Below are 19142 nucleotides of genomic sequence, written 5' to 3'. Positions count from 1 at the left end.
GGGCCTTGTCTTCTTGTTGACTCGTTAACTTGTTAACTTGTAGACTCGTTAACTCGTTAACTGATTAAATGAGTGATTTGATGTAGAATACAACAACTACCAATGCGAAGCACAATACGACGATGGTAGAATAGATGTTGGAGATGCACTGCCAGCGGTTGATCCAGACTTTGTTGTTCCAGCCCAGCGTCTGCATGGCGCTCCAGAAGCCATGAGTCAGGTGGAACCACAGGGCTGCCAGCCAGATGAGGTACAGAATGACAAAGACGGGGTTGGCAAACGTGTTTGCGATGTGATGCACGCCGTCGGCAGCATAAGCCAGCGTCAGCGTATCGGCATGCATGCCCATCTGGTGCATCAGTTCAGGCAACTGCATCTTCGACCAGAAATTGACCAAGTGCAGAATCAGTCCGAGAATGACAATGAGCCCCAGCACCAGCATGTTTTGCGAAGCCCATTCCACTTCCTTGCGGCGTTCTGTCACAGCATAGTGTTCGCTGCCGCGTGCACGGCGGTTTTGCATCGTCAGCCAGAAAGCATAGATGATGTGGATGATGAACAAAACAGCCAAGCCGATGGTGCCGGCCAGCGCATACCAGTTTGCTCCCAGGAACTCACAAATCCAGTTGTACCCGTTGGCAGAGATGAGGGCAACCAGATTCATCGCCATGTGAAACGTCAGAAACAGGACAAGGGCGATACCGGTAACGCTCATCACCACTTTCCTTCCTACAGATGAATTACTTAACCACATAAATGATTGAATTAAAGTTATTTAAATTGTTTAGAAAATGTCATTGGCAAGGCCGATTCTGCTAACTCCTTGCAAAAGTATATGAAAAACCTTTATCAAACAAGCGATTAAAGAAATAATTCCGCATTGTAGGTGCATTATCGGCAGCCTGCCTCTTGGCTCTATCGTTAAAATGCGTATCTTTGCCCGGTCGATGTGTTGATTATGAAAAGATATCTTTTATTCTTCGCTTTCCTGCTTCCCCTCTTGTGCCCCCTGTCGGCCCAGAACTGGGACATCAATACCGTGCACCGTGTCAACAGTTGGGACGGGCGGTTCATACGCGATTATAATAAGGTGGTGTCGAAGTCCGAACCCTACCTGGCCGTGGGCATCCCTGTGGCCATGGCCCTGACGGCTTGGATTAAGGACGACCGCGACCTGCTGAAAGACGCCGTCTACGTAGGCACCAGTGTGGCAGGCGCCTTTGTCGTCACCTACGGCCTGAAGTACCTCGTGGGGCGCGACCGCCCCTACGAACGCTATCCCGACCGCGTGCATCCCTACAGCCTGGAGAGCAGTCCCTCGTTCCCCTCCGGCCACACGGCCACGGCCTTTGCCCTGGCCACTTCGCTCAGCATCCGCTACCCCAAGTGGTACGTCATAGCCCCCTCCGCCTTGTGGGCCTGTTCGGTAGGCGTGTCGCGCATGAACGAAGGCGTGCACTACCCGTCCGACGTACTGGCGGGCGCGGCCATCGGCGCAGGGCTGGCCGTGGCCAATGTCTACATCAACCGCTGGCTGAACCGTTGGCTCTTCGGTGATTAAAAATCTTTACACAAGTACACTACCTACTCGATTCCTACCAAAGTCGTACCAAATTCGTTCCAAAGTCGTTCTTTGTTCGAGTCCATAGACTCGAACAAGAAACGGAAAAAGTACGACTTTGGAAGGTAAATGCAACCTTGCAGATGGGGGCGGATGCCGTCTTTCTGTCTCCGACAAAAAATTGTGCAGACAAGGTGGTTGGCAGTTTTTAATGCTTATCTTTGCAGCAGGTTGCTATGTTTGTGCTTATGAAAATGCCGACTTCATTTTACGTGCTTCTGGCCTGCTGCCTCTGCCTTTGCGCTTGCCGTGAGGGTAGGTATCCCCGTGTGCTGTTGCAGGCCGATTCGCTGGCAGAAGTGGCGCCGGACAGTGCGCTGCGGCTGTTGGACGGGTGGGCAGACAGTGTTCCGACCGTGCCCGAACGGGTGCGGATGTATTACCGGCTGCTGACGGTGAAGGCGGCGGACAAGGCGTATGTCACCCATATGTCGGACAGTATTATCCGCCCTGTGTTGGATTATTACGAGCAGGAGGGCGACCGCCGACTGTTGCCCGAGGCTTATTATTATGCCGGGCGGGTGTACCGCGACTTGGGGGTGACATGAATCAGGGTGGAAGCTTAGGAAACTTCCACCCTGATTGTTTGGCAAATCATTTGTCGAGGTTTAGGAGAGCGGCGTGCCGTCGGCGGCGAAGGACAGGTAGATGTCACGTTCGCCCAACTCTTTTTCCACCAGGTAGTAAGAGCCGTCCGGGGTTTCGATGAGGTCGATGTCCTCCAGGCGGTAGTCCGGGTTGGAGGCATTGGCGGCGTCTATCACGGCCTGCGGCACTCCGGTGTAGGGATAGTTGTAGTCTGTTTCTGTCATCAGCCATTCGTTGGCTTCGGAGAACCAGGCCGATTTCTCCAGGTTGTTTTCCCAGAAGTCGGCTTCGTAGGCGTTCATTTGTCCGTCCCATTCCCATTCCACGCGGTTGGGGTCTACGCCTGGGAAGCGGGCGCTGAAGGCGGCTTGCAGTTCTGTGGTGGGTGCCACGTTGTCGTTGTTGTCATCGTCGTCGCAGCTTTGCAGCCCGAGGGTCAGTATGCCTGCCAGGAGCAGCATCCACACGTTCTTTACTCTTTTTATCACTTCTTTTTTCATATCACTTATTTGTTTTAGGTTTCTGTGGCAAAGGTAAGAAGCGATTTGGGAAAGATTTGGGAATGTTGGATTTTTTAGCTCCTTTATCCTTGTTTGAACAAGTAGGCTTGCCGTTCGCGCCGCAGGGGATAGTCTCCTCGCAGTGCCTCGAAGCGTTCGGGATGTTCTTTCAGCGCGTTGCTGTCGCGTCGGGGGTCGTAGATTTGCAGGCAGGCTTCTGTTTCGTTCGAGGCCGTGATGATGAGGTTGGCGGGTTTGGGCGGTACGATGTGGAAGTCGGGCTTGATGCCGAAGTGGCGGCACAGGGCGGTCAGTGCCATGCGTGTGGCGTTGGCTTTGCCGTCGGCCGAGTAGCCGGCGATGTGTGGGGTGCCGATGAAGGCCCGTTGCAGGAGGGTGCGGTCGATGTCGGGCTCGTTTTCCCAGACGTCGATGACGGCGTCGGACACCTGTCCGTTGTCCAGGGCTGCCAGCAGGGCTTGCGTGTCGGCCACTTCTCCGCGCGAGGTGTTGATGAACACGGGTTTGCGTCGGAGTGAGGCGAAGAATGATGCGTCGGCCAGGTGGTAGGTGGGGTATTTCCCTTCGCGCGCCAGTGGGGTGTGGAAGCTGATGATGTCACATTCTTGTGCCAGGGTGTGCAGCGAGTGGAAGCGTCCGGAGCCTTCTGTTTCTTCGCGTGGGGGGTCGTTCAGCAGGACTTTCAGCCCCATGTCGCTGGCCACTTCGGCTACGATGCTGCCCACGTGTCCCACGCCTACGATGCCCATGTTGAGTCCGGCCAGGGGTTTGTCGCGCTTCAGTTGCAGCAGCAGCAGGACCGAGTGGATGTATTGGCCCACAGAAGCGGCGTTGCATCCCGGTGCGTTGGCCCATTCGATGCCGGCCTGGCGGCAATAGTCGGTGTCTATGTGGTCGAAGCCGATGGTGGCCGTGGCAATGAACTGCACGCGGCTGCCTTCCAGCAGTTGCCTGTCGCAGCGTGTGCGTGTGCGGATGATGAGGGCATCGGCCTCTTTGACAAGTTCCGGCGTAAATTCGTTGCCGGCGGCGTAGATTACTTCATCGGCAATACTTTCCACGGCTTCGCGGATGAAGGGGATTTTGTTATCGACAATGATTCTCATATATTATTCTTGTCTCCTTTCGGTTTTCGGGCTGCAAATATACGCTTTCTTGGGCGGAAAACGGCTCGGATGGTTCCTTTTTTTGCAAGATTCTTTACCGCAGATGGTGCTGGCGGACAGGAAGCATGGCTGTGCTGCGCCAGGGGCGGGCTTTGTCCGGGGCAGAGAGAGCGCCTGGGTGTGTCACCGTTGTCCGCTGGTCTTGAAGTACTGGTCGAGCACCATCAGTTGCAGCAGTTCTTCGCGCCGGTTGTCGCGGAACTGGGCCACGTATTCGTGGGCATGGCGGATGATTTCTTCGGCCTTTTCCGGGTGGTCGATGTAGAAGCGCAGTTTTTCTTCAAAGTCCGAGAAGTCTTCTTTGACCTCTACGTAGTGGTAGTCGGGCTTCAGTGTGCCTTCCATGAACCAGGTCTCGCAGGTGGGGCGGGTCATGACGGCCAATGAGTTGGACGACATCACCCATTTCAGGTTGGAGGCTACGTCGTTTCCTTCCAGCGCGATGATGAACTTGTAGTCCAGGTGTTCGCGGATGGTCTTTTTGGGGGTCATCCATTCGTCGGGGCAGCCTTCGTTGCGTCCCACCACGCCGCAGTCGCACAGCGGATGGCCGAAGAATTTCTCCAGGAAGAGGGTGCGCAGGCGGCTCTGACGGATTTTCCCGCGGAAGATGGCGCAGTCTTTTTTCTCGCGGAAGGGTTTGGTGTCGTAGACGTACATGAAGTGGCGTAGCTTGTCGAGCTTCAGCACCACCGAGTTTTGGTTGTCGGCCGTCAGCAGGCGGCTTTTCACGATGGTGGGCACGGAGGGGGTGAAGTAGACGTCGCCGGGGCAGAAGTTCCAGCGCAAGCGTGGCGGGAACCAGCGGGTGACGTCGTGCTGGTCGAAGTAATAGGCCGTGTGGAACAGCTTGCGGCGGTAGTCGCCCAAGGCGCCGGTGTAGTGTATCCAGCTCCGGTCGCGTTGCAGGCTGTCTGGCGCGGAGACGTGCCACGGGGTGTTGATGCGGTTGTAGTAGGCCACGCGCTGTTGCAGATATTCGTAATCCGGGCGTGTCTTTGCCTGCTGCAATTTCCGTTCCAGACGGGCGCGATACCAGCAGTCGGGGACGGCCAGGCCTGCGAATTTCCGCAGGAAATACAAGGCCTTGACAGGTTTCCCGCTGTGCAGTTTGTAGAAGATGCTGTCGCTCATAGGGTGATAGATTGTGACGGTTAAGTTTTTTTCTCGACAAAGGTAGTGTTTTTATTCTTTATATCTATATCTTTGCAGCAACGATTAGCAGGATTATGATACACATTGCTTGCAACATAGACTCCCATTACGTCCGCCATTGCGCGGTGACGCTGGTTTCGCTGTTCGAAAACAACCGTCGCGAAGAGTTCTCCGTCCATGTCATTGCCCGCGGGTTGTCGGGCGGCGAGAAAGACATCCTGACACAGTTGGCTGCAAAGTATGGCAGCCGGGTGCTGTTCTATGAGCCCGACCTCCGGTTGTTGGAGGGATTCACCATCCGCAAGTTCAGCAAGCGCATCTCCATGGCCACTTACTACCGCTGTATCCTGTCGGCCTTGTTGCCACGGGAGGTCGACAAGGTGCTTTACCTGGATTGCGACATCGTGGTGACGGGCGATGTCCGCCCGTTGTGGGATACTCCGCTGGACGGCGTGGGCGTGGCGGCGGTGGAAGACATGGGTTGCCGCGAGGCAGCGCGCTACGAGGTGCTGAAGTATCCGATGGAGGACTCTTATTTCAACGCAGGCGTGCTGCTGGTCAATCTGGACTGGTGGCGCGAGCACGACGTGCCCCGGGCGTGCGCTGACTACTACCACCGCTATCCGGAGCGCATCCTCTTCAACGACCAGGATTTGCTGAACAGCGTCTTGCACGGGCATAAGCGTTTGGTCGATTTGAAATGGAACGTGCAGGACGCTTTCTACCGCCTGTCCTTGCAGCAGGACGAGGCTTGGCGCGGGCGGCTGACCGAAGTGTTGAGTCATCCCGTCATCCTGCATTTCACCAACCGCAAGCCGTGGGAATACGACAGCCAGCACCCGTTGCGCGAGGTTTACTTCAAGTACCAGGACTTGACGCCCTGGCAAGGAGAGCGTATTCTTGACCGGCCTTGGTGGCGTGTCCGCCGTTTCTTCCGCCTGTTGCCTTTCTACGTGGGATTGCGGCGGCCGAAGTACGTGCGGTTGAAATAGTCCTTTTTGTCACACAACACAGTCGTTGGAGATGAGAAAGAAACAAGGCAAGGTAAAGCGATTCTTTAAGCGAGTGGAGGGGGCTTTCGTCCGTCAAGCAGCGGTACATCGTGTGGTTTCTGTTATACAGGGCCGGAGGGAAAGAACTTGTGGAGCGCTACAAGGACCGCTCGAACGAGGCTTGCGAGCCCATCGAGGAGGATTCTCCCGTGTGGTTCTGCTGGTGGCAGGGAGAGGAGACCATGCCTGACGTTGCCAAGGCTTGTTTGAACTCGATAAAAATGCATGCCGACAGGCATCCGGTGATTGTAATCACGGAGGCCAACCACGGGGACTATGTTGACTTACCCGACTATATCAGAACCAAGGTCAAGCAGGGGAAAATCAGCCTGACGCATTTGTCCGACATCTTGCGGATGGCTTTGCTGGCCAAACATGGGGGAATCTGGATAGACAGCACGGTCTTGATTCCTTGCAAGCATTTTAACTCTTTCATAAGGCCGGACCGCAAGTTCTGGACTTGCCACCATGTCCCCATCTACCATAATATCTCGCGGGGCGGATGGGTCGGTTTTTTTGTGGCTTGCGGCCGTAACAACCTGCTACCGTCGTTCATGAACGATTTCTTTCTGCTGTACTGGAAGACGCAAACCAAGCTGATTGTCTATTTGCTGATAGATTACGCATTTGCCATCGCCCGGAAATATATCCCCTCCATCAGCCGGATGGTGGAAGAGGTGCCTGTCACGGCGATGGGGCCGCTGGGCAAGTGCCTGAACGACGAGTATGTGGATGGGGAATGGCGGCGTTTCTGCACGGATTACGATTTCCACAAGCTGACGTACAAGATAAAGTTGCAAAGAACAACCCCCGAGGGTAAGAATACTTATTACGGGCACATCATGGAGACGTATGGGCCAGACCGAGGAGAGCCAAGGGGAGGGCGTGCTTATTTCAGGCGGTCTCTTTTCCTTGTCAGCAAGGTGGGCGACAGCAGGCGCAGGAACTGGTTCAGGCGCTCCAGACGGTAGTCGGCCGTGGTCGAGCGCAGCATGCGGCGCGCCAGTTCGTACAACGCCAGTTTGTCCTCCCGCTTCAGGTGTGCCCGGTTGATTTTCTGGTAAACCAGCCCGTGCCGCAGGCGCTTCTTGTAAGTGCTCAGCCCGGGCAGCCGGCTTTCCATGTATTGCAAGACCAAGATGTCTTCCTCTATCCCTTTGCCGGCGTGGTGCGATTTCAGGGTGACTTTCTGCGTGTGCTGCCGGAAGTAGTTCAGGTTGCGGTAGACTTCGACCACTCCGCCCTGCATGGCCATCTGGAACCAGAACAGCCAGTCGCCGCAGTAGCGCATGTCCAAGAACTCAGATTGCGAGAGCTCGGCCGCGTATTCCCTCCTGAACAGGATGCCGCTTGCGTTGACCGTATAATTCTTCCAATACAGGTTATGGGCTGCAAACGACGGGCCGTCGAAATAGGCATGTTCTTTTCTGGCCCGTTTCCCCCAATGGTTGATGTCCCGCTTTTCTGTTTCTCCCTTCTCGTCCATCAGCACAGACCCCGTGTAGCAGATAGCCGTGTCCGCGTAGGCTTCCGCCAGCCGGACACAGGTCTCCAGGAACAGCGGTTCGGCCAGGTCGTCTGCTTCTGCCATCCAGACATATTTCCCCCGGGCCAGCAAGATTCCTTTCATCCATTGTTTGAATGGACTTCCCGTGTTTTCGCTGTTGACGATGAGGTGTGACACGTGCGGGTTGTTCCGGTAGGTTTCCAAGATGGGCACGCTGCCGTCGGTGGAGGCGTCGTCCAGCAAAATCAGTTCGAACTCGGTGAAAGTCTGCTTTAAGATGGATTCGATACGCAGGGGCAAGTAGCGGGCGTAGTTGTAATTGGGTACTATGACACTGACGATGGGCTGTTCCATGGCTTTTTGTGTATGATGGGAGGATAAGTTTGGCGTCATTTTTTCAGGTATTCAACTGGAATAAGTTATCTATTTGTTTGTAGAATGTTTCCTGTTCACGTTTGATTCTGTTTCTGTACGTTTCGAAATGGATAGTGTGCGATTCATAATCAGCCAGTATGCTTCTGATCTGCTGTGTGATGCCTTGTACAGATGCTGTGCGTTCGTCGAACTTGTATTCAACAGGTATGGGGATGTCTATGTCGTTTTGGGCGGCTCCTTGTCTGCCTGTGATGATGCAGCAGCCGTTGACGGCAGCTTCCCGGGGCAGCCTGTCCATTCCGGGATGGTTCCCGAAATCGATGTACAGTGCACTGCCGGAAAGTATCTCTTGCAGGGCTGCTCTGGAGAGGTTTTGCAGGGGGATGAATTTCAGGTCCGGAGCAGCTTTCATCAGCTTGCGTGTGAACTTCAGGCCTTTCTTGGGATTATAGAGTATGGCCGGCTTTTTGTTTCGGCATGTCTCGTTGGAGATAAACGCTGTGTTAATGTAATCTTTCAGTGGATATAAGTTGCTTACCCCGCGTTCCTGCAGATGCCGTTTGGCATATTCGGACTGGTAAGCGTGGATGTATTCTTTGTCTATGGAGTCTTTGATGGAGAAATCGGTCTTGAACCTCCATTGAAGGAGGAACAGTCCGGCGATTCTATGCCAGATTTGTTTTAGTCCATAAGTCCTGGAGTAAGAGAATATCTCGTGGAGCGGGATGTGCCTTTTCTCCTGGTGGTAGTAGTTATTTACGCTGAGCCACCATAAAACGGTTTGTGTGTGCGTGTAGTTCTTGCTCAGGTGAAAGCATATTTCCGGCAGTACAATAACGTTGTTTTCCGCATCTTCGATGGTGGTCGTTACGCTTATGTTGTATTTTTGGTAGGCATCCGGGATATGGGCAGAGGGGTCGTTATAGTAGTAGATGTAAGCTTTCTGTTTCTGGTTTCTCAAGTAGTCTACCAGTTGGTGCAACAATTCTATGCCGCCAGTGGTCGAGTTACCAGGTGAGAATACATAGATTAGAGAAACGTCGTGCAGCTTTTTCATGAATAGTGCGTGTTATGTTGGTGGTACTGTTTGGGTTTGTCAATACTTGTTTAATACTTTCCTAATTTTTCGCGGAGTCCGTCTTGATAAGCTTTCCAGAAGCGTGGAATGTCGGATGCTCTGTATGCTTTTGAGAATGGGCAACTGAGGAGTGCTATCAGGATGTAGCCTATTACGCCATTGAAGCTGCGTAGGTATCGTACGGCCCAGTTGTGCCCGTAGTGATGATTCAGGTAAGTGGAGTTGCGCACTTGGTAGAAGCGTTTCCACTTTTTTTTCTGGTTGCGTGTGGCCCAGTTGTCTTCCGAGAAGAACCGTTGCTTGTCCATGAGGGCTGTGGGGATATATAGTATTTTGTAGCCGGATAAGACGGCGCGTATGCAGTAGTCTGTGTCGTCGCAGAAGATGAACAGGTCTTTGTTGGGAAAACCGATTTTTGCGACTGCTTCTTTGCTGATGCAAAGCCCTTCGAAGGCGGTGCCGCATATTTCTGTCGGTTCGTTCACTGCTTGTTTCTTCAGTTTCCGGCGGTACATGGAGGCGAAGGGGTTGGTCAGGTTCAGTTGCTGGAAGTCGTTGGTGAAGATGTGTCCTTCCAGCAGGCGGCGTGGTGCCAGGATGCCGACGCGGGGGGCTGAGGCGTGCCGCAGCAGTTGTTCCAGGCAGTCGGGGCGTGGGAAGACGTCGTCATCCATGCACCAAATCCAGTCGGCTTCTTGCCTGAAGGCTTCCCGGATGCCTGTATAGAAACCTCCCGAGCCTCCCACGTTTTCCTGTGTCAGCACGTGCAGGTCGGGCTGTGTGGCAAGCCATTGGCCGGTGCCGTCCGTACTGCCGTTGTTGACCACGAGGATGGAGTCCAGGGGCTTGTTTTGGCGCAGGCAATGGATGTTTCGTTTCAGGAGCTCCAGCCGGTTGTAGGTGACTACTACTGCGATGACTTTCATATCTTGGGGAGGTTATAGTTCTTTAATGCATCTATTTCTTGCTGCTCTTTGCCTGGCTGGGTGCTGCGGTAGGCCACCATCAGGCGGAAGCAGGCTTCGGGGTCGAAGCCGCGCATGCGGGCATATTCGTCGGCAATCACGCGGTGCATGGCCGGAGTGGCGGGTAGCCGTTCCAGGTTTTTGCAGCCGGCTTTCATGTCCAGCGGGCCGATGGCCAGGCGGTTCAGGTCTACGATGTCCAGCCGGATGCCTTCGGGCGTCTTGTCGAACAGGATGTTGGCACGGCCGTAGTCTTTGTGGGCGTAGCCGTGTTCGTGCAGGATGGCGGTGACGTGTCCCACGGCGCGCAGAACGTCGTCTTCGTAGTCGAACTTCCGGTGAAACAGGTCTTCGTAGCGATAGGGGCAGGTGGAGGCCAGCGTGACGAAATAGCTTTGGTCGAACAGCAGGCCGTGCCGGATGTTCAGGTAGCCTATGGGTTGGGGAGTGCCTACGCCAATCTGCTGGAACAGCCGTGCATGGTCGTACGAGCGTTTGGCTTTGGAGTCTCGGAAGATGCCGTAGACAAAGCGGTTGACCAGGTTGGGGCGGCGGAAGGATTTCACCACGTAGTCTGTACCTTCGTAGCGGATGCGCCTCAGTTGGTTGCGGCCGTTGTGAATCAGTATGCCTTCGCCGCGGGCAAAGCGTTCCGGCAGGCTGAGCATGAAGTCATGCAGCCGGTCATAGTCCGGGTGGAGCACCAGTGTCTGATGATTGAACAGTCCCATACCGTCAGATTTTGTCCAGTCCCTTGGTGTATTTCAGCCAATAGTACTTCAGGGGATTTTTGTATTTCAGTTGTTTCCACGGGCGGCTGCCGTGCGGGCGGTGCCAGACGGGCAGGTTGGCAAAGACGTAGTTGTGGAAACCGGCTTGCAGGGCTTCGTGCGAGATGGTGACGTCAAACCAGTTTTTTTCGGGGTCCAGCCGTTGGAAGTCGAAGGCGCGCAGGAATTCCGGTGTCAGCAGCGAGCAGCAGAAGCTGCAATGTTTCTTTTCGGCATAGACTGTGCCTTCTTTGCCTTTGACGTGCAGGTAGGGGTAGTTGATGGCTCCGTTTTCGTCCACGGTGACGGCGGCGGCTATGGCGCATTGCTTTCGGTCGTTGGCACCGTCGAAGAGGCCTTGCAGGGTGTCGGGCCGTACCACTACGTCCGATTCGACAATGAGCAGGCCGGCATTGGCTTCCAAGGCTTCGCGTTGCGCTGTTTGCAGCACCAGCAGGTAGTTGGGCGAAGGATGGTCGGTCACGTCGGCCAGGTTGACCAGGCGGAAGCCATACTCGCGGGCAGCTTCTTCCAGGCGTGCCGTGTTTTCAGGCGTGCTGAAGTCGTTGTACACCGTATAGGTGTGTGGGACGGACAGCCGGGAAGCGGTGATGGCGCGGATGGTGTCCAGCGTCAGGTCTATGGAGTCTTTGACAGGGGTCAGTATGTGCAGGCAATCCATTATTCAGTGCGCAATAGTTGGGTTAATATTGCAAAGGTATGGTTTTTCCGCCTAATGCGCAAATCATTGTCCGAATACTTTACGTGCCATTTCCAGGGCTGCGGCCACCGTGTCGTCCATGTCGGCATAGGTATATTGGCCCAGCCGTCCGCCGAAAAGCACATTGGGCTGTGTGCCGGCCATCTCGCGATAGGCGGCGTAGAGGTGGCTGTTCCGCTCGTCGTTCACGGGATAGTAAGGTTCCTTGCCCGGAGCGAAGGTGTCGGGATATTCGTAGGTGACAACCGTGTGTGGCTGGCGGCCGAACTCGAAGTGCTTGTGTTCGATGATGCGGGTGTAGGGCACGGAGCGTTCTGTATAATTGACCACGGCGTTGCCCTGGAAGTTGTCCGTATCCTCCAGCCGGTGTTCCTCGAAGCGCAGGCTGCGGTATTCCAGCCGTCCCAGGCTGTAGTCGAAGAACTCGTCGATGCAGCCTGTGAAGAGTGTTTTTTCGGCCAACTTGTCCAGTTCGGCTCTGTGGGTCAGGTAGTCTGTCTCCAGGCGGACTTCCGTCCCTTCCAGCAGACCGTCTATCAGTGGGTTGTATCCGCCGATGGGGATGCCTTGGAAGGCGTCGTTGAAGTAATTGTTGTCAAACGTGAAGCGGAAGGGCAGGCGGCGGATGATGAAGGCCGGCAGTTCGGTGGCTGCACGTCCCCATTGCTTTTCGGTATATCCTTTTATCAGACGGTCGTAGATGTCGCGTCCGCACAGCTTCAGGGCTTGTTCCTCCAGGTTGGCCGGCTCGGCGATGTGGGCGTAGGCTGCGCGTTGCTTCTCTATCTGTGCCCGGGCTTCGGCAGGTGTGGTCACTCCCCAAAGCTGGTAGAAGGTGTTCATGTTGAAAGGCAGGTTGTACAAGCGGCCTTGGTAGCTGGCCATCGGCGCGTTCGTATAGCGGTTGAACTCCACGAAGTGGTTCACGAACTGCCAGACTTCCCGGTTGTCTGTGTGGAAGATATGGGCGCCGTATTTGTGAACGTGGATGCCGTCTGCGTCTTCGCAATAGAGGTTGCCTCCACGGTGCGGGCGTTTGTCGATGACCAGACAACGTTTGCCTGCCCGGCGTGCTTCGTGGGCAAAAGTGGCGCCGAAGAGTCCTGCACCGACGATAAGGTAGTCGTAGGTTTTGTTGTTCATAAGCCTGTTTTCATTGGATGCAAAGCTATGCAAACTTTTCCACAACTCCAACAACTTGCCCGCAAAAGTTGCAGTCTTGTCCTTCTTCCCTTTCCTTCATCCCTCCTTCCTCCGGCCTCCGGCCGTCCTTCCGGTTTCCCCGGTTTCGGGGGAACCTTTTTAGGAGGAGGTTTGCTGTGCTTTTTTTTGCTTTTCTTTTCTTTGCTTTGTGTACCAAAATGCGTAAAAACGGCATTTTTGGCCCTTTTTTGCACGATTTAGGTACATTTGGTACCTAAAAACGTACTTTTCGCCTGTTTTTGCAGCACATTCGGGTGTGCATTTTCCGGGGGCAAACGGCGGGCGACGGCCGTGCTTCCCGGGTGTTGCGGCCATGCTTCCGGCGCACTGTGGCCGACACGCAGAAGAGGCTGCACCGGAAACAGGAGAATGTACGCCTTTCGGTCGGCTCCTGTGTGGATGCAGCCTCTGTCTGAGTCTTTTTGCGGTGGTGAAGAGCTGGGCTTACTTCACCTCCCACGTATCATTCGTCAGCAGCAGCTCTTCGAAGTTGTGGTATTTCTTCTTGGCGCTGACTTCTTCTATCTGCGCATGCACGGCCTCGTCGTAGGTCGGCTCGCAGACGTCGCGGATGACGCCCAGTGCGACGGGGAAGTCCGGCCCTTCCATCAAGGCCAGTTTCAGTTGCAGGGTGTTGTCCATGCAGTGGGCGTCGTGGACGAGGATGTCTTTCTCCGTCACGCCGTTCTCGCCCAGCTTCACCACCTTCAGGCCGAAGCCCTCTTGGGCCAGTCCGTATTCGTGGTTCTCGCCAAACAGCATCGGCTTGCCGTGTTCCAGGTAGATGGCGTTCTTGGCGCGTCCTTCTTTGTTGTACACCGACTCGTAGGTGCCGTTGTTGAAGATGACGCAGTTCTGGAGGATTTCGCACACGGCGGCTCCCTTGTGCCGGGCGGCGGCTTTCAGAATCTCCACCGTGCCCTGCGCGTCGGTGGCGACGGCGCGGGCAAAGAAGCGGCCGCGGGCGCCGAAGCACAGTTCGGCGGGATGGAACGGGTCTTCCACCGTGCCGTAGGGCGACGACTTGCTGACGAAGCCGCGGGGCGACGTGGGCGAGTATTGTCCTTTGGTCAGGCCGTAGATGCGGTTGTTCAGCAGAATCATGTTGATGTCTACGTTGCGCCGCACGGCGTGTATGAAGTGGTTGCCGCCGATGGCCAGGCCGTCGCCGTCGCCCGAAATCTGCCATACCGTCAGCTCCGGGTTGGCCACCTTGGCGCCCGTCGAGATGGCGGCGGCACGTCCGTGGATGGTTTGCATGGCATACGTGTTCATGTAGTAAGGCAAGCGGCTGGAGCAGCCGATGCCCGAGATGACGGCCGTCTGCCACGGGGCAATGCCCAGCTCGGCCATCGCTTTGTGCAGGGAGGCCAGGAAGAAGTGGTCGCCGCAACCGGGGCACCAACGGGGCTGCCCTTTCTTGAAGTCTTTAGCTGTGTAAGTATTGTTGTTGTCCATGATGTAGTCCTCCTGATTATTGGTTTAAGATTTCGGTGAAGGCAGCTACCAGTTCGCTTACGACGAACGGTTGTCCTTTGACCTCGTTATACTGATAGGGCACGAAGCCATCTACCTTCATGCGCAGGTATCCGGCAAACTGCCCCAGGTTCTGTTCGGCCACTACGACTTTCGGATATTTCTTCAGCACCTCGGCCGTGTTCTTGGGCAAGGGGTTGATGTAGCCGAAGTGGGCCAAGGCTACCTTCCGCCCGGCCTTGTTCAGCTCGTCCATGGCCGAATAGAGGTGTCCGAACGTGCCTCCGAAGCCCACGATGAGCAGGTCGGCGTCGTCGGCGCAGCCATACACCCGGACGTCGGGCACGGGTATCTTCGCCACCTTCTCGGCACGCAGGCGGCACATCAGGTTATGGTTTTCCGGGTCGGTCGAGATGGCTCCCGTCCAACTGTCTTTCTCCAGACCGCCGAGGATGTGTGCGAAGCCCTCTTGTCCGGGGATGGCCCAGTAGCGCACGCCCGTCTCGGCATTGCGTTGGTAGGGTGCATAATGTCCCTTCATGGCCTCGGTGACGTAGGGCGGGCGGATGTCGGGATATTCCGATAGCTTGGGCAGGCGCCAGGCTCCCGAGCCGTTGGCCACGTAGCCGTCCGTCAGCAGCACGACCGGAGTCATGTGTTCCAGAGCAATCTTACTGGCCATGTAGGCGGCGTCAAAGCAATCCGTCGGCGATGTGGCGGCAATGACCGGCATGGGGCTTTCGCCGTTGCGTCCGAAGAGTGCTTGCAGCAGGTCTGTCTGTTCGGACTTGGTGGGCAATCCCGTCGAAGGGCCGCCGCGCTGCACGTCCAATACTACCAAGGGCAGCTCCGTGATGACGGCCAGGTTCATGGCTTCCGACTTGAGGCAGACGCCCGGACCCGAGGTGGAGGTGACGGCCAGCGCTCCGGCAAACGAAGCGCCGATGGCGGTGGAGCAGCCCGAAATCTCGTCCTCGCACTGGACTGTCATCACGCCCAACGATTTGTGTTTCGACAGCTCGTGCAGCACGTCCGTGGCCGGTGTGATGGGGTATGAGCCCAGGAACAGTTTCAGCCCGGCTTTCTCGGCAGCTGCCATGAAGCCGTAGGCCGTGGCCTTGTTGCCGGTGATGTCCATGTAGCGGCCGGGCACTTTCTCCTTGCTCTCGATGCGCCAGGTGGAGTGGGCGATGGAGGCGTGTGTGTTGTGTCCGTAGTCCCATCCGGCGTGTATCACCTTGATGTTGGCTTCGGCCACTTCGGGTTTCTTGGCAAATTTCTCGCGCAGGAACAGTTCGGCGATGGCCAGGTCGCGGTCGAACAACCAGCACACCAGCCCGACGACGAACATGTTGCGGCATTTCAGCATCGCTTTGTTGTCCATGCCCGTGTCTGCCAGGCAGTCCTTCACCATCTTCGTGATGGGTGCGGCGATGAGTTCCTGCTTGATGCCCAGTTCCTGGATAGGGTCGTCGGTGGTGAAAGCCGCCTTGTCCAAGTCGGACTTCTGGAAAGCGTCTGTGTCGATGATAATACATCCGCCCGGCTTGGCAAACTTGTATTGCGTCTTCAGGGCGGCAGCGTTCATGGCCACCAGTACGTCACACTTGTCGCCCGGAGTGTACACTTTGCGGGCGCCGATGTGTACCTGAAATCCCGAAACACCTGTCAGCGAACCCTGCGGGGCTCGGATGTCTGCCGGATAGTCGGGGAAGGTGCTGATGTCGTTTCCCACCGTAGCCGAAACTGTTGAAAAGATGTTGCCGGCGAGCTGCATACCGTCGCCGGAGTCGCCGGAAAACCGGACTACCACTTCGTCCAGCTCTTTGACCCTGATGTCGTTTTCCATAATCTTCTATATTAGTAATATGATATGATTCAGCTTATACTTGGCCGACAAATTTCGGAAAGTTAATCGGATTCTCAAAACTTTTCTTCGTAAAATCAGTGGAAAGCATTATCTTTGCGCCCGCAAGCGGGGCCTTTTCCGCTTTGCTTCCGAAAAATGGTCTTGTAGTTCAACGGATAGAATAGAAGTTTCCTAAACTTTAGATCCGGGTTCGATTCCCGGCGAGACTACTGGCGTTGATTCCCTGTCTTATAAATATTGCTTCTGTATTCCTGTGGAGTCATCCCCGTCATCTTCTTGAACAGCCGGCTGAAATAAGAGTCATCCTCAAAAGCCAGGCAGTAAGCCACTTCCTTTACCGGCAAGTCTTCGGTGGCCAATATCAGTTGGGCTTTCTCTATTTTCTTCAGGTTAATGTATTTCAGGGGAGTCATGTTCATCTCTTGTTTGAAGAGGCGGATGAAGTGGTCTTTCGACAGGTAGGCCCGGTTGGCCAATACCTCCAGGCTGATTTCCTCATCCATGTGCTGCCGTATGTAGGTTATCGCCTTGCCGATGCGTTCGTCTTTCGCCGTATGCTTTCGCTGCGCTTTCCGGAAGAAGCGGGCCAGCAGTTGTAGCACGATGCCCCTCGACTCCACCTTGTCGCAAAAAGCCAGTTGCTGGTTCTTGGCCAACGTCTTTACCAAGGTCGGGTGATTGTCATAAGTCGTCGGGTCGGATTGGGGCAGTTTCATCTGTGGCGTTATCTCGCATAGTCTCCTGAACAATTCCAATTCCAGCCTGCCCGCTTCGATTTCGAACGGGAAGTTCCATTGTTCCAGCAGGTTCTCGTCCATGCGGCTGTCTTCATACAGGTGCAGGTAATAATGCACGAAAGGGCCGTGGCAGATGTTTGTGTGCCGGCAAAAGGCGGGGATGATATACAGGTGTCCCGGTGTCAAGTCATGCAAGCCGTCTTCCAATTCCACCTGTGCTTCGCCTTCTGTCACGTAGTACAGACGGGTGAAAGGACTGTACACGTTCTTCCAGTTCCAGTCCGCATCGTGCAGGGCCAGGCCTGTGTTCAGCACGACGGGATTCAGTTGTTCTATTTGCGGGTTCATGGCCAGGATTCATTTTAGGTGTCCAAAGGTAAGCCATTCTTCCGCCTGTTGCAAAAGTTTAGCCGTATTTTCGGTAAGAATCGTTTTTATACCCGGATAAGCGGGAAAGGCGGGTAAAATGTCGATTTTGTACTATCCTTTACGGATGAAGTCCTATTCTTGCGGCGGACAAGTCCTTAACTTTGCCTTGTCAAATGTACAGTTTGTTGTGGACCAAGGAGAAGTTGGCGATTCCGTGCGGCCGTGCCCGGCAGCCTGAGGCTTTGCTTCTTCGGCCACTCAACACATATATTTATCTTAAACTCTTATTTTGTATGAACAACTGTTTATCCATTCTGAGTGCGAAGAAAGTCGTCTGCTTTCCCGTCCTCGCTTGTGTGACTCTCGCTTGTGCGGCTTTCGCGCTGGCGGCCTGCACTTCTGCTCCCAAGAAACCTCATTACAACATCGACTCTGTGGCCTCGGAGCAAGGTACGGAGGTCTTCCAATCCGACTGGGACAGCATCGCCGCCCATTACCACTTTCCCGAATGGTTCCGCGACGGCAAGTTCGGCATCTTCATCCACTGGGGTGTTTATTCGGTCCCGGCTTTCGGCAGCGAATGGTATTCGCGCAACATGTACATCAAGGACTCGCGCGAGTATAAGCATCACATCGAGACTTACGGCCCGCACACCGAGTTCGGTTACAAAGACTTCATCCCGATGTTCAAGGCCGAGAAGTTCAATGCCGACGAGTGGGCGCAGCTTTTCCGCGAGGCAGGAGCGAAGTATGTCATCCCCGTGGCCGAGCATCACGATGGATTCGCCATGTACGACAGCGACCTGAACCCTTGGAACGCCGTAGACATGGGACCCCACAAGGACATCATCGGTTTGCTGAAGGCTGCCATCGAGAAGCAGGGCCTGGTGTTCGGCGTCTCCACCCATCGTGCCGAGAATGCCTGGTTCTTCAACGGAGGCATGGAGTTTCCCTCCGATGTGCAGGATTCTACCATTACTCTTTACGGACGCCGCCTGCCGGGATATGTGAACTACAACGACGATGTGGCCCGTGAATGGCTGGAGCACACTTACGAACTGGTAGTGAAATACCGGCCCAGCATGGTCTACTTTGATTGGACGGTCAACCATCCCGTCCTGATGCCTTACTTCAACCGTTTTCTGGCTTTCTACTACAACAACGCTCTCGACTGGGGCCGGGAGGTGACGGCCTGCACCAAGCAGGGTTACCCTACCGACATTCAGGTGTGGGACATGGAACGCGGCAAGTCCGACAAAATGATGGTGTTCCCCTGGCAGACAGACACGTCGGTGGGTAAATGCTCGTGGAGCTATGTAGAGGGCGAGCAGAACAAGACGCCCGGCCAGATTGTGCAAGACTTGGTGGATATTGTCAGTAAGAACGGCAACCTCTTGCTCAACATAGGCCCGAAGGCCGACGGCTCCATCACCGACGAGCAGAAGCGCGTGCTCCTCTCCATCGGCCAGTGGCTCCGGGTGAACGGCGAAGCCATCTACGGTACCCGCCCTTGGAAGAAGTTCGGCGAGGGCGATGCTGTCGTCTCCAAAGGCTCTTTCTCTGACAACGAACCCACGGCCTACACCTCGCGCGACCTGCGCTTCACCACCAAGGGCAACGACTTCTATGTCATCGCTCTCAACTGGGACGCCGGCCACATCCTGGTCAAGTCGCTGACGCCCGCCGTCATCGGAGACGCCCAAATCAAGAGCATCTCGATGCTGGGTTCTGACGAGGCCATCCGCTGGGAAAAGACATCTGAAGGCCTGAAGATTGACTTCCCCAAGCAGAAGCCCTGCGACTACGCCTATGCCTTCAAAATTGCCTTCGACCGTGAAGTGGGCAAAGACCTGCCTTCCGAAGCCTCCAACGAAGTGCTGAAGCACGGTGCCTGACGGCCGGAAGAGCGGAGGCTGATCCGCATCAGAGCTCTGCCTGGTCCGCACCTCGCTCTTGTCTTGCATGAGG

At 55.3% G+C, this 19142-nt stretch carries 18 protein-coding genes and 1 tRNA gene; 6 read left to right on the top strand and 13 right to left on the bottom strand.

The window, feature by feature from the left end; genetic code table 11:
* Positions 1-64: 64 nt before the first annotated feature.
* Complete coding sequence (locus tag M3090_RS04355; protein WP_249054163.1) at positions 65-754, bottom strand: succinate dehydrogenase/fumarate reductase cytochrome b subunit; 690 nt, start codon at positions 752-754, stop codon at positions 65-67.
* A 204-nt stretch (positions 755-958) separates the two neighbouring features.
* On the opposite strand from M3090_RS04355, the gene M3090_RS04350 reads away from it, so the two are divergent.
* On the top strand, positions 959-1561 hold the full coding sequence (locus M3090_RS04350) for a phosphatase PAP2 family protein (RefSeq protein ID WP_249054162.1): 603 nt from the start codon (positions 959-961) through the stop codon (positions 1559-1561).
* A gap of 254 nt (positions 1562-1815) precedes the next feature.
* Positions 1816-2169, top strand: a complete 354-nt coding sequence (locus M3090_RS04345) for a hypothetical protein (RefSeq protein WP_249054161.1) — start codon at positions 1816-1818, stop codon at positions 2167-2169.
* Between the two features lie 60 nt (positions 2170-2229).
* Here the strand turns inward: M3090_RS04345 and M3090_RS04340 are convergent, their stop codons facing one another.
* From M3090_RS04340 to M3090_RS04330, 3 genes are all read right to left on the bottom strand, one after another.
* The gene (locus tag M3090_RS04340; RefSeq protein WP_249054160.1) at positions 2230-2709 is read right to left on the bottom strand and encodes a PepSY-like domain-containing protein; all 480 of its coding nucleotides are present in this window, start codon (positions 2707-2709) and stop codon (positions 2230-2232) included.
* An 83-nt stretch (positions 2710-2792) separates the two neighbouring features.
* Positions 2793-3836, bottom strand: a complete 1044-nt coding sequence (pdxB, locus tag M3090_RS04335) for a 4-phosphoerythronate dehydrogenase PdxB (RefSeq protein WP_249054159.1) — start codon at positions 3834-3836, stop codon at positions 2793-2795.
* Between the two features lie 183 nt (positions 3837-4019).
* Positions 4020-5030, bottom strand: coding sequence for a glycosyl transferase family 90 (locus tag M3090_RS04330; protein WP_249054158.1), 1011 nt, complete (start codon positions 5028-5030; stop codon positions 4020-4022).
* A 95-nt stretch (positions 5031-5125) separates the two neighbouring features.
* On the opposite strand from M3090_RS04330, the gene M3090_RS04325 reads away from it, so the two are divergent.
* Together M3090_RS04325 and M3090_RS04320 are read left to right on the top strand one after the other, a co-directional pair.
* Positions 5126-6043: a glycosyltransferase family 8 protein gene (locus M3090_RS04325; RefSeq protein WP_249054157.1), complete on the top strand. Its 918-nt coding sequence runs from the start codon at positions 5126-5128 to the stop codon at positions 6041-6043.
* Between the two features lie 110 nt (positions 6044-6153).
* Positions 6154-7074, top strand: coding sequence for a capsular polysaccharide synthesis protein (locus M3090_RS04320; protein ID WP_249054156.1), 921 nt, complete (start codon positions 6154-6156; stop codon positions 7072-7074).
* On the opposite strand, the gene M3090_RS04315 is transcribed toward M3090_RS04320, so the two are convergent.
* From M3090_RS04315 to M3090_RS04280, 8 genes are all read right to left on the bottom strand, one after another.
* The gene (locus M3090_RS04315) at positions 6993-7964 is read right to left on the bottom strand and encodes a glycosyltransferase family 2 protein (protein ID WP_249054155.1); all 972 of its coding nucleotides are present in this window, start codon (positions 7962-7964) and stop codon (positions 6993-6995) included. The two genes, M3090_RS04320 and M3090_RS04315, sit on opposite strands and share 82 nt — an antisense overlap.
* A 43-nt stretch (positions 7965-8007) precedes the next feature.
* Entirely contained in the window at positions 8008-9042 is a 1035-nt protein-coding gene (locus M3090_RS04310; RefSeq protein WP_249054154.1) for a hypothetical protein, read from the bottom strand.
* Between the two features lie 50 nt (positions 9043-9092).
* Positions 9093-9989 (bottom strand): glycosyltransferase family 2 protein, encoded by an 897-nt coding sequence (locus tag M3090_RS04305; protein ID WP_249054153.1) that lies wholly within the window; start codon positions 9987-9989, stop codon positions 9093-9095.
* Positions 9986-10759, bottom strand: coding sequence for a lipopolysaccharide kinase InaA family protein (locus M3090_RS04300; protein WP_249054152.1), 774 nt, complete (start codon positions 10757-10759; stop codon positions 9986-9988). The genes M3090_RS04305 and M3090_RS04300 overlap by 4 nt, the downstream gene beginning before the upstream one ends.
* A gap of 4 nt (positions 10760-10763) precedes the next feature.
* Positions 10764-11480 (bottom strand): glycosyltransferase family 2 protein, encoded by a 717-nt coding sequence (locus M3090_RS04295; protein WP_249054151.1) that lies wholly within the window; start codon positions 11478-11480, stop codon positions 10764-10766.
* A 63-nt stretch (positions 11481-11543) separates the two neighbouring features.
* Positions 11544-12662, bottom strand: a complete 1119-nt coding sequence (gene glf / locus M3090_RS04290; protein ID WP_249054150.1) for a UDP-galactopyranose mutase — start codon at positions 12660-12662, stop codon at positions 11544-11546.
* 504 nt (positions 12663-13166) lie between these two features.
* Positions 13167-14180: a 2-oxoacid:ferredoxin oxidoreductase subunit beta gene (locus M3090_RS04285; protein ID WP_249054149.1), complete on the bottom strand. Its 1014-nt coding sequence runs from the start codon at positions 14178-14180 to the stop codon at positions 13167-13169.
* Positions 14181-14196: 16 nt separating this feature from the next.
* On the bottom strand, positions 14197-16047 hold the full coding sequence (locus M3090_RS04280; protein WP_249054148.1) for a 2-oxoacid:acceptor oxidoreductase subunit alpha: 1851 nt from the start codon (positions 16045-16047) through the stop codon (positions 14197-14199).
* Between the two features lie 158 nt (positions 16048-16205).
* On the opposite strand from M3090_RS04280, the gene M3090_RS04275 reads away from it, so the two are divergent.
* Positions 16206-16277: transfer RNA gene (locus M3090_RS04275), tRNA-Arg, on the top strand.
* Here the strand turns inward: M3090_RS04275 and M3090_RS04270 are convergent.
* Positions 16275-17153 (bottom strand): AraC family transcriptional regulator, encoded by an 879-nt coding sequence (locus M3090_RS04270; protein WP_249054147.1) that lies wholly within the window; start codon positions 17151-17153, stop codon positions 16275-16277. The two genes, M3090_RS04275 and M3090_RS04270, sit on opposite strands and share 3 nt — an antisense overlap.
* Before the next feature lie 314 nt (positions 17154-17467).
* Between M3090_RS04270 and M3090_RS04265 the strand changes: the two genes are divergently transcribed.
* A complete protein-coding gene (locus tag M3090_RS04265) occupies positions 17468-19069 on the top strand; it encodes an alpha-L-fucosidase (protein WP_249054146.1) in 1602 nt (533 codons plus the stop codon).
* The last annotated feature ends 73 nt before the right edge of the window (positions 19070-19142 follow it).

Source organism: Bacteroides sp. ET71 (assembly GCF_023336905.1).
In the GTDB taxonomy this organism is placed as follows: Bacteria; Bacteroidota; Bacteroidia; order Bacteroidales; family Bacteroidaceae; genus Bacteroides.
This window is presented reverse-complemented; position numbering and strand designations above follow the sequence as displayed.